At 71.8% G+C, this 11,905-nt stretch carries 7 protein-coding genes and 1 pseudogene; 4 read left to right on the top strand and 4 right to left on the bottom strand.

The window, feature by feature from the left end; all coding sequences use genetic code 11:
• The 3 genes and pseudogenes from G6R24_RS12820 to G6R24_RS23540 all read right to left on the bottom strand — a co-directional run.
• Positions 1–2,575, bottom strand: a pseudogene (locus G6R24_RS12820) (hypothetical protein); the annotation flags it as partial.
• Positions 2,572–5,916: a tubulin-like doman-containing protein gene (locus G6R24_RS12815; protein WP_163549483.1), complete on the bottom strand. Its 3,345-nt coding sequence runs from the start codon at positions 5,914–5,916 to the stop codon at positions 2,572–2,574. The gene G6R24_RS12815 and the pseudogene G6R24_RS12820, both read right to left, overlap by 4 nt.
• Positions 5,852–8,545, bottom strand: a complete 2,694-nt coding sequence (locus tag G6R24_RS23540) for a vWA domain-containing protein (protein ID WP_163549482.1) — start codon at positions 8,543–8,545, stop codon at positions 5,852–5,854. The genes G6R24_RS12815 and G6R24_RS23540 overlap by 65 nt, the downstream gene beginning before the upstream one ends.
• Before the next feature lie 442 nt (positions 8,546–8,987).
• On the opposite strand from G6R24_RS23540, the gene G6R24_RS12805 reads away from it, so the two are divergent.
• Positions 8,988–9,233 (top strand): DUF6457 domain-containing protein, encoded by a 246-nt coding sequence (locus tag G6R24_RS12805; RefSeq protein WP_163549481.1) that lies wholly within the window; start codon positions 8,988–8,990, stop codon positions 9,231–9,233.
• Here the strand turns inward: G6R24_RS12805 and G6R24_RS12800 are convergent, their stop codons facing one another.
• Complete coding sequence (locus G6R24_RS12800) at positions 9,234–10,064, bottom strand: alpha/beta fold hydrolase (RefSeq protein ID WP_163549480.1); 831 nt, start codon at positions 10,062–10,064, stop codon at positions 9,234–9,236. It lies immediately after the preceding gene.
• 312 nt (positions 10,065–10,376) lie between these two features.
• Between G6R24_RS12800 and G6R24_RS12795 the strand changes: the two genes are divergently transcribed.
• The 3 genes from G6R24_RS12795 to G6R24_RS12785 form a co-directional block, all read left to right on the top strand.
• On the top strand, positions 10,377–10,763 hold the full coding sequence (locus tag G6R24_RS12795) for a VOC family protein (protein ID WP_163549479.1): 387 nt from the start codon (positions 10,377–10,379) through the stop codon (positions 10,761–10,763).
• A 68-nt stretch (positions 10,764–10,831) separates the two neighbouring features.
• Positions 10,832–11,239, top strand: coding sequence for a PPOX class F420-dependent oxidoreductase (locus tag G6R24_RS12790; RefSeq protein WP_163549478.1), 408 nt, complete (start codon positions 10,832–10,834; stop codon positions 11,237–11,239).
• Positions 11,240–11,413: 174 nt separating this feature from the next.
• On the top strand, positions 11,414–11,905 hold a 492-nt coding region (locus G6R24_RS12785; RefSeq protein WP_163549477.1), incomplete at its 3' end, for a toll/interleukin-1 receptor domain-containing protein.

Here is an 11,905-nt window from a genome sequence, read left to right as displayed (position 1 = left end):
GGGCGGCGGGGGAGGGCGAGGTGTCGTCGTTCGCCGCCGCGCCGGTCGGCCGCTGCGCGACATCCGGTGTCCCGGACGGCACCGGCGGTGTAGGTGGGGAGGTGGGCCGCTGCTGTGATGTGGCCGGGGGACTTGCCCGTCGGACGGAGCCGGAGGTGAGCTCGGTCAGCCGGATGAGGCCGGCGATGTCGGGGGAGCCGGTGGCCTCCTCCCGTCCGGGGCTGGCGATGCGGGGGATGAACCGGATGTACGCCGCCGTGTCCGGGGTGGGATCGAGCAGGCGCAGGTCCTCCTCGTTGGTGAGCTGCAGCAGCTGCGGGTGGCTGGAGGTGGCGCGGCCGAGCTGGCCGAGCTCGGGGGACTGCTGCCAGACCTTGCGGGCGAGTTCGACGCGTCGACGCTGGTCGGTGTCGAACGGCGGCGGTGCCAGCGGGCCACGTCGTTCCAGATGCCGGTCGTAGGCGGTGAGCAGCGTGTGCAGGGCGTCGTGGACGTCCCGGCCGAGGTCCTCGCGGCGCATCCGGGCGATCTCCTCGCCGTGGGTGTTGAGCACGGTGCGGATGGCGGCGGCGACGTCCCCGGTCACGATGTCCGCGAGTGCGCCCTGGTGCGCCAGCAGTTGGCGGCCGACGGCCGAGCCCACGCCGAGGGTGCTGCCGTCGCCGGCCGGGCCGAGGACGCCCGAGTTCGCCGCGGCACCGCCGGGGGCCGGGCCGAAACCACCGGGCCGGGCGGGACCGCGGGGACCGGCAGGCGCCGGGCGCAGCTCGCGCAGCGTCGCCTGGGCGGCGTCGACCGCGTCGGCGACGGCGCTGGCCAGACGGGCCGCACCGAGCCGTTCGTCGGCCAGCACCCATTCGTTGAGACCGACCGACACCATCAGCGCGCCGAGCCCGCTGATGGCGTTCGCCGCCTCGTTCAGTCGCAGCCTGCGCTGCCAGGCGTTCACCGCGCGCCGCCACCACACCAGCGGTGCGAACGCGAGGGCGAGCCCGGCGAGCAGCAGCACCACACCGATGCCCAGGCTCAGCCTCGGCAGGACCACGCCGGCGCCGATGCCGACGACGGCGCCGCCCAGCGCGTCCAACCCGTACCAGATCAGGGCGGAAAGGGGCAGGTCCCGCGGGTCGGCGGGCTCGCGGGGCTGGGGGATCGGCCGGCGCTGGTACAGGCGCACGGCGATACCGACGGTGAGCGCGGCGGTGACCAGCGCACCGAGAACGCCGACCGGGAACCACAGTCCGGCCAGCAGTGTGCTCAGGAACGCGGTCGAGAGCATGCCGGGGTGCAGCCAGCGGGGGAACGGCGGTGGGGTCCGCAGGGTCGTGATGAGTTCGGGCGGGCAGATCTGCGGTACCTGCTGCGCGTACTGCGCGCTGCCGGTGGGGCGGGCCCGTACGGCCAGGTCACGTAGGCGGCGAGCGGTGGCGGCCAGCGTCTCGCGGGCGCCCAGCGCCGCGTCGGTCTGGCGGGCCAGCGCCGTGCGCACCTGGGCGGCCGCCGCCGCGGGGACGGGCACCATCTGCACGCCGAGCAGCGCCAGGGTGTGGCGCTGCTGCGGGCCGACGCCGTCGCTGCCACCCTGATCGGTCAGTGCCCGGTGCAGTTCCACGGCGAGTGTGCCCAGGTGGGCGCCGGCCTGGGTGAGTTCCGTCCAGACCAGCGACCCGACGGGCACGAGACCCTCCGCGGCCACCGAACGGCGGGGGGCGAACGGTTCGTCGCGCAGCGCGGTGATCAGGGCCGCGGCTTCGTCCAGATGCCGGCGCGCGGCGACGGCGGCCGCCGGCAGCTGGCCGTTCGGGTTGATGATCGAGCCGATGCCGGCGACATCGGTGGTAGCCGACCCGGTCAGCAGCCGGTCGATGCGGGCTGCCTCCTCCGGCACCACCGACCTCGTCCCGTCGCCGGGGCCCGCGCCCGCCCCACCCGGCGGACCGGCGCCACCGGGACCAGGCGGGATGCCGTTGTCGTCCTGGGTGAAATGCTCGAAGGCCTGCCCTGCGGCCTGGTCGAGGACGTCCCGGCTCACCCGACCGAGCAGCAGGTGGATCGCCGGCGCGGCGACCTGGTAGGTGCAGCGCAGGACCACACCGCGCGCCCGGCTGAAGACGCTGGGGATGCTCAACGCCTGCAACAGCGCCGCGAGGTTCGGCTGGGCGTCCTCGTCCGGGCCGAGCACCCGTCCGGGCCGACCGGGAGTCCAGCGCACCCCGCGCAGGTCCCCCGCCCACAGGACGGGCAGTTCGGCGACGGCCGGCAGGTACAGCCGTTCGGGGTGCGGGCGCCGGCCCAGGCCCAGCACCAGCAGCTGCGTCGTCGCCGCGGACACCCGGACGAGGAAGTCCCTGTACTCCTCGAGGCGGGCCACGTCGGCGACGACCAGGATCCGGCTGGTGTCCACGTCGCGCCGGCCCGCCTGGCTGGCGTGCTCGCGCTGCAGGGTACCGATCGGGGTGGACAGCACCCGACGCGGATCGTCACGCAGGTCGAGGACGACCACCATCGACGCGTCGTCCTCGTCGCGCCCGGCATGGTCATCGCCGGCGCCGGGCGGCGCCACGGTGGACGTCATCGCTCGTCCGCCCCTTCGACCTCGGTCAGGTAGGTGTGGAGGTCGTGCAGGTTGCCGCGGATCGCACCCTCCTCGGTGAACGGTCGGTGCAGCGCGGCGGGCACGGTGGTGGACCAGAACTCGAGGGCCTGGTCGAGCCGGCCACGGCTGGCCGGCGGCAGCCCCGCGCGGAACTTCTCGATCCGGGCGACCTCCGACCCGGCCACGTCGACGAAGGCGCGGAACACCGCGGCGGGCGGCACCGGTTCGTGGGTGAGCCCCTCCGGACGGATCATCCGCAGGCTGCGGGTGAACGCCCGGCGCGCCTCGTCGTCGTCCTCGACGATCGCCTGCTCGTAGACCCGCAGCAACGACCCCCACGACGAGGTCTGCCCGATCCGATGCAGCGGCAGGTACATGGCCTGCGCCTCGTCGTACTCGACCGCGCTGACCTGGATCGACTCCGGGGATTCCAGCGACCCCGTGACCCGCACCCGCCCGTTCCACATCGCGCACAGCAGCCGGTGCAGGATCGTGGTGCGGTTGTCCTCGGTCATCGCGAGCCAGCCGTAGTTGTAGCTCAGCCGCTGCCGCCAGCGCAGATAGTCGGCCGGGTCGTTGTGGGTGACTGCCTGCGACCAGAACCGCAGCAGCTCCCGGACCTCCCGCACCTCGTTGACGGCCATCGAACTGCGAAAGAGCACCACGACGATCGAGTCGGGCTGCCCGGGCCGGAAGTCGGGTGTCACACCCTGTCCGGTGGGCAGCGCCAACTCGTCGCGCAGACAGGCCTCGACCTCGCCGGCGCCGGCGTGCTTCACCGCCGGATGCGCGATCAGGATCTTCAGGCGGCCGGAGCCGTCGGGGCTGAACCCGCCGGGCAGCAGCGCGCGCAGTTGGTCGAGGAACTGGCGCAGGTCCAGCGGGTCGACGTCGGGTGCGGCGCTGCTGGCGGCCCGGGCCAGCAGCCGGCCCATCGACGGCAGCAACGGCACCCCACCGCCCTCGGCCTCGGCGAACAGCGACCGGACCTCCTGCTTGAGCCGGTCGCGCAGGATCGCCACCGCCCGTTGCGGCGCGGACCGTTCGGTGATCTCCTCGAACGCCTTCTGCCAGTCGGAACCGCGTAGCAGCAGCCGCAGCACATCCGCCTCGGTGGAACCCTCGGGCAGGCCGCCACGCTGCAGGAACGCCCGTAGCACGGTGCGGTAGAACACCTCGAGGTTGCCACCGGCGGGCAGCAGCTGGCGGATACCGGTGCGGTCCTGGCTGAGCGCGACCGTGCGGCGATCGAACTCGTCCGGTTCGGCGCGGGCGAACACGATCAGGGCGTCGGCGAAGTCGTCCACATGGCCGATCGCGACGTTCACCTTCTGCCGCCAGACCCGGGTCTGGCGGCCCCACGCCTCATGCCACAGCCGCCAGGTGTTCCAGCGGTGCCAGTGCTGCAGGGTGGCGATGGCCTGCTGCACCGGCGGGTCGCCCCACTTCGCCTTGCCGGGGAACCGGTTGCGGATGTCGGGCAGCACCGGGGCCGCGGCGCTGACCGGCGGCCGGTTCGGGACCTGCGGCGGGGTGTTCTTGCGTGCCTCGAGCAGGCCGATCAGGCCGCTGCGGTCCGGCGGGTCGAGCAGCTCCGGGTGCCCACGGATGATCCGGCGCAGGTGCAGGACGTCGACCTCGCCGAGCATCGTCCGGGCGGCCTGCACCGGCTGGAACCGCTGCCCGGCGATCTCCTGCACCTGGCCGCTGAGCTGGGTGGCCTGCGCCCGCAGGACGGCGCCGATGGTGTCGGAGTAGTCGGTCAGCGAGCGTTTGATCTCCGCGGCGCCGTCGGTGACCCGTGGCGTGCTGACCGGCAGGTCCGGCCGGTCGAGGATCTCGTCGAGGTTCGCCGCCCGCGCCATCTTCCCGATCAGCGGGACGTTGCGCTCCCCGCCCGGCGTCGGCCCCTCCAGCAGCGGGACGGCCCGGGCCAGCAGCCGGCCGGCGACGAGCTCGGCGAGCGCGTCCCCGGGCACGGTCAGCGACGCGACCAGCGCCGTGGACACGCCGCGATGGCCGATGCCGGAGTCGGCGGCGGTATGGCGTTCGGCCGCGCTGTTGATGAACGAGTCGGCGAACGACTGGAACGACTGACCGACCACCGCCGCCTGCTCGGCCTGCTGCTCGGAGGTGATCAGCGACAGCACCAGCGACGAGATCGAACGGTGGATGTCGTCCTTGTCCATGCCCGGGGTGCGGCTGAACAGGAACCCGGTCTGCACCGTGCCCGACGCGATCTGGATCTTGCGTCCCGGGTAGGCGACGTCGATCGGACGGCCGATGTTGTCCGAATGGCCCAGGACCCGCCGGGCCTTGCGGGCGTTCTGGTCGTCCACCAGGCGGAACAGGTCGAGCAGGGCACGTCCCGCGTTGAGCTGCGCCGAACGCCCCCCGCCGCGGCCCTCGTCGAACGCGCTCGGCATGAGCACCAGCGGATAGATCTGCGCACCGATGCGGGCCCGGTCGAACGCGTCCGCGATGAGATGCAGGTAGTCGTAGAAGATGCCGGTGCCGGTGCCGCCGGCGACCGAGAAGGCGACGAACACGTCGCACGAACGGTTCGACCGCCCGCCGAGCACACCGAGTTCGGCACCGGCCCGGCTGACGGCGTCGATGGCGTCGCGCAGCGGCTGCTGGCCCGGGCCGATGTCCTCGCGCACCGTCTCGAACAGCGCCGCCCGGCCCACCGTCGGCAGCTGCCCCGCACCCTTGGTGATCGGTGCGACCAGCGGCTCGTCCAGGATCGGCGGCAGCCACGACTGGACGAACTGCCCGGCGGTCATCCGCAGGTTCGCCGCGACCTCCGCGTAGGTCTGGAACTTCGGCACCAGCCCGCGGACCAGCTGGGCGTTACGGGCCGCCGCCTGATGGTGCGTCGGCGCGGGGACGGTCGCGCCGTGGATGCGGTCGAGTTCGGCCTCGTTGAGGTCCGCGTAGACGAACTGCAGGCAGCCGGGCAGCTGGTAGGGCAGATAGCCGGAGTTGCCGTGGGTGCCCATCCGCTCGGCGAACGCCGTGCCGTCCGGCCCGCACAGCGACTCACGCAGCCGCCGCTCGAGTTCGGTGCCGATCGCGCAGCCGGTGCCCCCAGCCCCACGAAGACCAGCGGCTGGTAGATGTTCAGCCCGAAGGCGGTGTCGCGTGTCGGCATACGTATCCCGATCCGTGTTCTGCGCTGGGTCGTGCCCGGTGTCGGGCGGGTCGCTCCTGCCCGTTCCTGCCTGGTGCCTTGCTTCTGCTGCCTGCTGCCGGTCAGAACTGCGTGTCGTTCCAGTCGTCGGCCGGCCGGGGGGTCGCCGACGGTTGCCCGGGCCCAACCGCCGGACGCTGGCCGGGCTGGACGGTGGGTGCCTCGGACATGTTTCGGTAGTCGTCTGGCGCCGATCGGGCCGGAGCGCCATACGGACTGCCGCCATACGGACTGCCGCCGTAGGGATCGCCGCCATACGGGTTGTCGTTGTGGGCGGGGTTGCCGGGCGGGGTGCCGCGGTGACCGTTGACGTGTCGATCGTTGCCGGCGCCGCCGAACGGGTCCTGGCCGCCGATGGTCGCGTACGGATCAGCCTCGGCGCCGCCACCACCGAACGGGTCGGCACTGTTCGCGTGGGCGCCGCCTCCGCTCCACGGATCGTCGGAAGGCGGCAGGGCCGCAGCGCCACCTTGCAGCCGCCGGTCCTCGACCCACAGCTGGGTGCCGGACATGCCGGCGGGGAACCGGGTGCCCGCGGGCAGGGTGCGTACCTCACCACCCGGCGTCTGCACGGCGAGCTGCCCGTGCTTGACCCGGCGCACGGTGTAGACACCGGTCTCGCCCGGGTTCGCCTGGGTGAGGGTGAGCGCGACCCCGGGCACGTCGTTGAGGGTGAACCGGAACACGGACGCGCGCTGCCGCGACGCCGGCAGGTCCGCGCCGGCCCCGTCCCCGCGGGTGGCGAAGGCCCGCAGCTGGGAGACGTCGCCGTCGCGCCGTCGCCGGGCCAGCAGCAGCAGGGCGGCGCCGACGGCGAGCAGCAGGACGCCGGCGGCCAGCAGCAGGTACGACCAGTACGTCGCGAACCACCCGGGTGGCTCGTCCACGTCGAAACTCACTGGCTCCTCGGTGAGCACGACACCCGTGCTCGTGGCGCCGCCGCCGTTCGTCGCGCCGCCGCCGGTCGAGCCGCCGGGGGTGACGGAGACGCGGATGACGCCGCGCCGCGGCCCGTAGGTGGCGTCCGACGCCACGGACAGGGTGAGTTTCCGCTCGAAGCCGCTGGCCCCGGCCGGCACGGTCACCGTGACCGGGTCGAGGGACACCCCGGCCAGGCCGGCCAGGCTCAACGCGACCTCACGGGGCGTGCCCGACGGGTTGTCCGCCCGCAGCACCCCGCTGACCGAGGCCCCGCGGTGGACGTCCGCCGGCGTACGCACCTCCACGACCGCGCCGCCGCCGCGAGCCCCCGGAATCCGGTAGGTCGCGCGCTGCACGGTGCCCCGCAGACCCGTACCGGTGATGCTGCCGGTCAGCGACAGCAACCCGGTCGCACCGGCGGGCACGGTGACCTGGCCGGCGTAGCCGCCGTCACCGGCCTTCTCGTCACCGCCCTGGCCGTTGTCGCTCAGGGCCACCGGCACGGGGATGAAGCCGTCCCCGGCCAGCCGTGCGTCGAACACGAGCCCGGCGAGGTCGCGGGGGTCGGCGGCCTGCCCGCGGCTGGTCTGCAGCGTGACGTGCACCGTCGCGGACTCGCCTGGCTTCGGGGACGCCGGCGAGAGGCGGACCACCGAGCTCAGCTGGCCGATCCAGGTCAGGTCGGCCTGCACCGTCTGCGGCCTGGCGTCCGGGGGCCAGGTGAAGACGACCTTCCAGGTGCCCGGGTAGGGGTTGGCGATGAACAGCGACTCGGAGGTGGGGGCGCTGTTGTTCAGGGTGAAGAACGAGCCGTCCTGCTGGCCGGAGCCCTGGATGACCCGGCCCCGGGGGTCGGTGTAGCCGACCTTGATGCCCGCTTCGCGCTTGAGCGCGTTGATGGTGGCACTGGACGCGGTGGCCGGGATGTTCAGGGCCAGGGTCACCGGGCTGCCCGGTCCGCCCTGGCCACGCTTGGTGGCGAAGCCCATGCAGCTCGCGTTCGCCAGCGCCCGGTCGAGGGCCTCGGCGATGTCCGCGGCGGACTCGGCGTACAGGGGCGCTGGCGCGGCCACCGGGACCCTCTGACAGTCCTGGCTGGTGCCGGCGCCGAAGCCGGGCAGCCTGGCCAGCCACTCCCGGTTGAAGCCGTTTCCGAAACCGACCGGCCAGATCTGCACGCCCAGCGCCCTGGCCCGCGGCGCGACGTCGTTCTCGGTCACGCTCATCGCGGCTGTCATCCGCGACTGCGTCGTCGCGTCGGCGTTGGGCAGCTTCGCCCCGTAACGCTGGACGTTGTCCACGCGCAGACCGCCGTCGGTCAGCAGGAACACCACGTTGAAGTAGGACGGGTCCTTCGCCGCCTCGAGGATGTCCAGCGCCTTGGTCAGGGCCGCGGCGTGGTCGGTGCCGTTGCCCTCCTCGATGCTCCGCGGGTGCAGCTTGCCCAGACAGGTCCGGAAGTCGGTGCTGCCGACCTGTGCGAGCGGGCAGGCCTCATCGGTCGCGCCATGCTGCCCACGGCTGACCTCGGGAAAGTCGTCGGTGCCGAACCCGACCACCGCGATCTTCGAGTCCTTGTCGACCTGTTGGCTGCTGGCGATCAGGCCCGCGGCCTCGGCCTCCTGCCGGATGGTCTCGGGAGTCTCACTTCCCGACTCGTCGACGAGCACCACGGCGTGCACCCGCGGCCGACCGTCGGCACCCACGGTGGCGGGCCCGCCGGCCGGTGCGGCGACAGCCGGCGCCCCCAGCGGCGCGACCAGCACAACGGCACCCGCGGCGGCCATCAGCACACGGGCCAGCCCGCGAACGGAGCCAACGGTTCGGTTCGCCATCAGTGTGGCCTCCCCCAAGGCTCACGCAGCGCCCGACCCCCCGGGTGCCAGGTCACTCATGCACTCACGGTCACACCGTGAGATACCCGCCGAAACACGCTTTGGTGTTACGCGTCAGGGTATGACTGCGCACCGTCGCAAGATACACCGTGTTCTGTGGGTTTGCGGGCGCCTGAGGGCGAGCATGTGGTCATCTTTTGGTGATCATGCTGTGCCATGGTGGATGCCGGACCGTCGCCGTCCGGATCGATGCTGCTCAGGGGGTATTTCCTGCTTTTCGGCTGGGGTGGTGAAGCCTCTTCGATCAACGTGCGACCATGTGTGGCCCTGGCGGAGTGCGCGGCCGGTCGGCTCCCGTCGCTTCGGCGGGTCGTTCCGACACTTTGGTGACGGGACACCCTGATGACGGTGTACTCGGTGACGAGGAAGGTGGAGGCCTCCGATGAGTGAGCCTGATCTGAGCCCCTGGGTGGCCGCGTTGTGCGGTGAGCTCGGCCTCGATCCGGACCGGATCGACATCGCGGCGGTGCTCGACCTGGCCCGGGACGCCGCTCACGCCGTCGCCCGCCCGGCCGCGCCGGTCTCGGCCTTCCTCGTCGGGCTCGCCATCGGAGGCGGCGCCGACCCCGCCGGAGCCTTCGGCGCGGCCACCTCGCTGGCCGTCACCTGGCCTGGCGGAGCGACATGATCAGCGCAGGAAGTCCAGCAGTGGGCCGTTGACCTCGTCGGGATGGGTCCAGGCGATGTTGTGCGGGCCGTCGTGGATGGTGACCGTGGTCAGGTCCTTGACGAGGCCGGGTAGCCGGGCCGCGGTGTTCTCGTACGGAAGAACACGGTCGGCGTCACCGTGGATGAGCAGGGTCGGGATGTCGAAGGCGGGCAGGTCGTCGCGGAAGTCGGTCAACCAGGCGTCGACACAGGCGTACGCCGCATGCGCGGACGCGCCGAGAGCGACGATGAAACTGTTCTGCCAGGCCTGATCGCTGATCCGGGTCCCACCGAGGACGTCGACATTGTAGAAGTTGTCCAGGAAAGCCTTGAAATAGGCCGGACGGTCGGCGAGGACCGCCGCCTTGATACCGTCGAACACGGCCTGGTCGACCCCGCCCGGATTGTCCGCCGTCTTGAGCAGGAACGGCGGGATGGCGCCGAGCAGAGCCGCCTTCGCGATCCTCCCGGAGCCGTATCGGCCCAGGTATCGGGCGACCTCGCCGGTGCCCATCGAGAAGCCGACGAGCGAGACGTCGGTCAGGTCGAGCTGTTCGAGCAGAATGTTCAGGTCGGCGGCGAACGTGTCGTAGTCGTAGCCGACGGTCGGCTGGCTCGACTTCCCGAACCCGCGCCGGTCATAGGTGATGACCCGGTAGCCGTCCGCCAGCAGGACCCGGGTCTGCTTCTCCCAGGAGGCGCCGTTGAGTGGATAACCGTGGATCAGCACGACCGGCCGGCCGGTGCCATGATCCTCGTAGTAGATCTCGATCGGCGTGCTGTTCTCCTGTCCGACGGTGATGAACCCCATGGATCTTTCCCTCCGGTTGCCTGCGACGCATGCGGAGGACGGCGGAGCTTCGCTCCGACAGTCCAACCGTCCGATGGCCCGATGGTTCGACTCGGGAATTCACCCGATCGTGGTACGCCTACCCCGTCGGACGCCCCCGCACCGGAATTCCGCACGGCACCGCAGGAGGTGTTGGCCCGGTAAGTCCTGGCGACGGTCGGTGTGACACGGTTCGATACGGGAACCACGGCCACGACCACGACCACATAGCGTGGAGCCGCGGACAGCTGGGATGGTCCTGGCGGCGGCCGGAGCAGAGGCGGGCGGAACCGGATGCGAGTGAACCTGGCCAGCGTGTACGTGGACGACCAGGACAAGGCCCTGCGCTTCTACACGGAGGTTCTCGGCTTCGTGAAGAAGACCGAGGTCCCGCTGGGCGAGCACCGCTGGCTCACCGTCGTCGCACCCGAGGCGCCCGACGGTGTTGAGCTCCTGCTCGAGCCGGATGCCCACCCCGCGTCGAAGGCGTTCAAAGCGGCTCTGGTCGCCGACGGCATCCCCCTCACCTCGTTCGCCGTCGACGACGTCCGCGCCGAGGTCACCCGGCTACGCGACCTCGGTGTCCGCTTCACCCTCGATCCGACGGACGCCGGCTCCGTCACCATCGCCGTCCTCGACGACACCTGCGGCAACCTCATCCAGCTCACCCAGACCCACTGACGCCCCCGGCCCGGCGAGGCAGGACGCGGGTGGAAGCGCGTGAACACACCAGTCAGGGAGCCAACGACATGCCGACCATCGCACCGAGTCATCGTCATCTGCTGGAAGAGCGGACAACCGTCGTGCTCGCCACCGTCGGCGGCAACGGACAGCCGCAGGTCACCGCGGTCTGGGCGTTGCTGGAGTCCGACCCCGCTTCCGGCGACGACGTCGTGCTCATCTCGATCACGAAGGACCGGCAGAAGTACCGCAACCTCGTCGCCCATCCGCGGGCCACCGTGTTCGTGGTGGACCCGGCCAACGCGCAGCGCACCCTCGAGATCCGGGCCACCGCCGAGATCAGTGACGACCCAGGCCTCGAGGTCATGAAGCGTGTGCTCGCCCACTACGGCGCCGACCTGGAAGGCAGCGACATCCCCACCGACGGCCGCGTCGCCGTCACCCTGCGTCCCACCCGTATCGTCGAGCTCGGCTGACCCGACCTCGAGATCGACCCTGGCCTGGATCTCGACCCTGGCCTTGACGGCGGGCAAGCGCCGAGTGTCACGACTCGCGTCAGACTGGTGACGATCGGGTCGTCCTGCGTCAGGCTGTCGGTTATGGACGTCGGGGGTTCACAGGCGGACGCAGGAGAGCCGGCACCACCGTCGATGCGGGGGCCGGCGGGGCAGTCGACAGCCGAGCGTCCGGCTGTCGACTGTTTCCTGTCGTATGTGGCCGCGGACGAGCCCTGGGCGACATGGATCGCCCACGTGTTGGAGGAGCGCGGGCAGTCCGTGGCGATCAAAGCCTGGGACGTGGTGCCCGGAACCAACATCGTGGCGTGGACCTCGGTCCAGATGCAGAACGCCCGGCGCACCATCGCGGTCTGCTCGCCGTCCTACTTCGGCGAATACTGGAACGGATGGGAGTGGGGCACAGCCCTCGCCGAGCGGACACTTGTTCCGCTGCGGATCAGCGATGTTCCGATGCCCGGACTGCTACGGGCCATCACATTCCATGATCTCTTCGGGGTGTCCGAGGAGGTCGCGCGGCGTCGCGTCCTGGAAGCCGTCGGGTTGGAGCGCGTCGCCCGGGTGGCGGACGGCTTTCCCGGTGATCCGCCGGAGACGACACCGGCGCGCGCACCCGCTCTCCCCACC

The organism is Candidatus Frankia nodulisporulans, assembly GCF_902806475.1.
GTDB lineage: Bacteria > Actinomycetota > Actinomycetes > Frankiales > Frankiaceae > Frankia > Frankia umida.
This window is presented reverse-complemented; position numbering and strand designations above follow the sequence as displayed.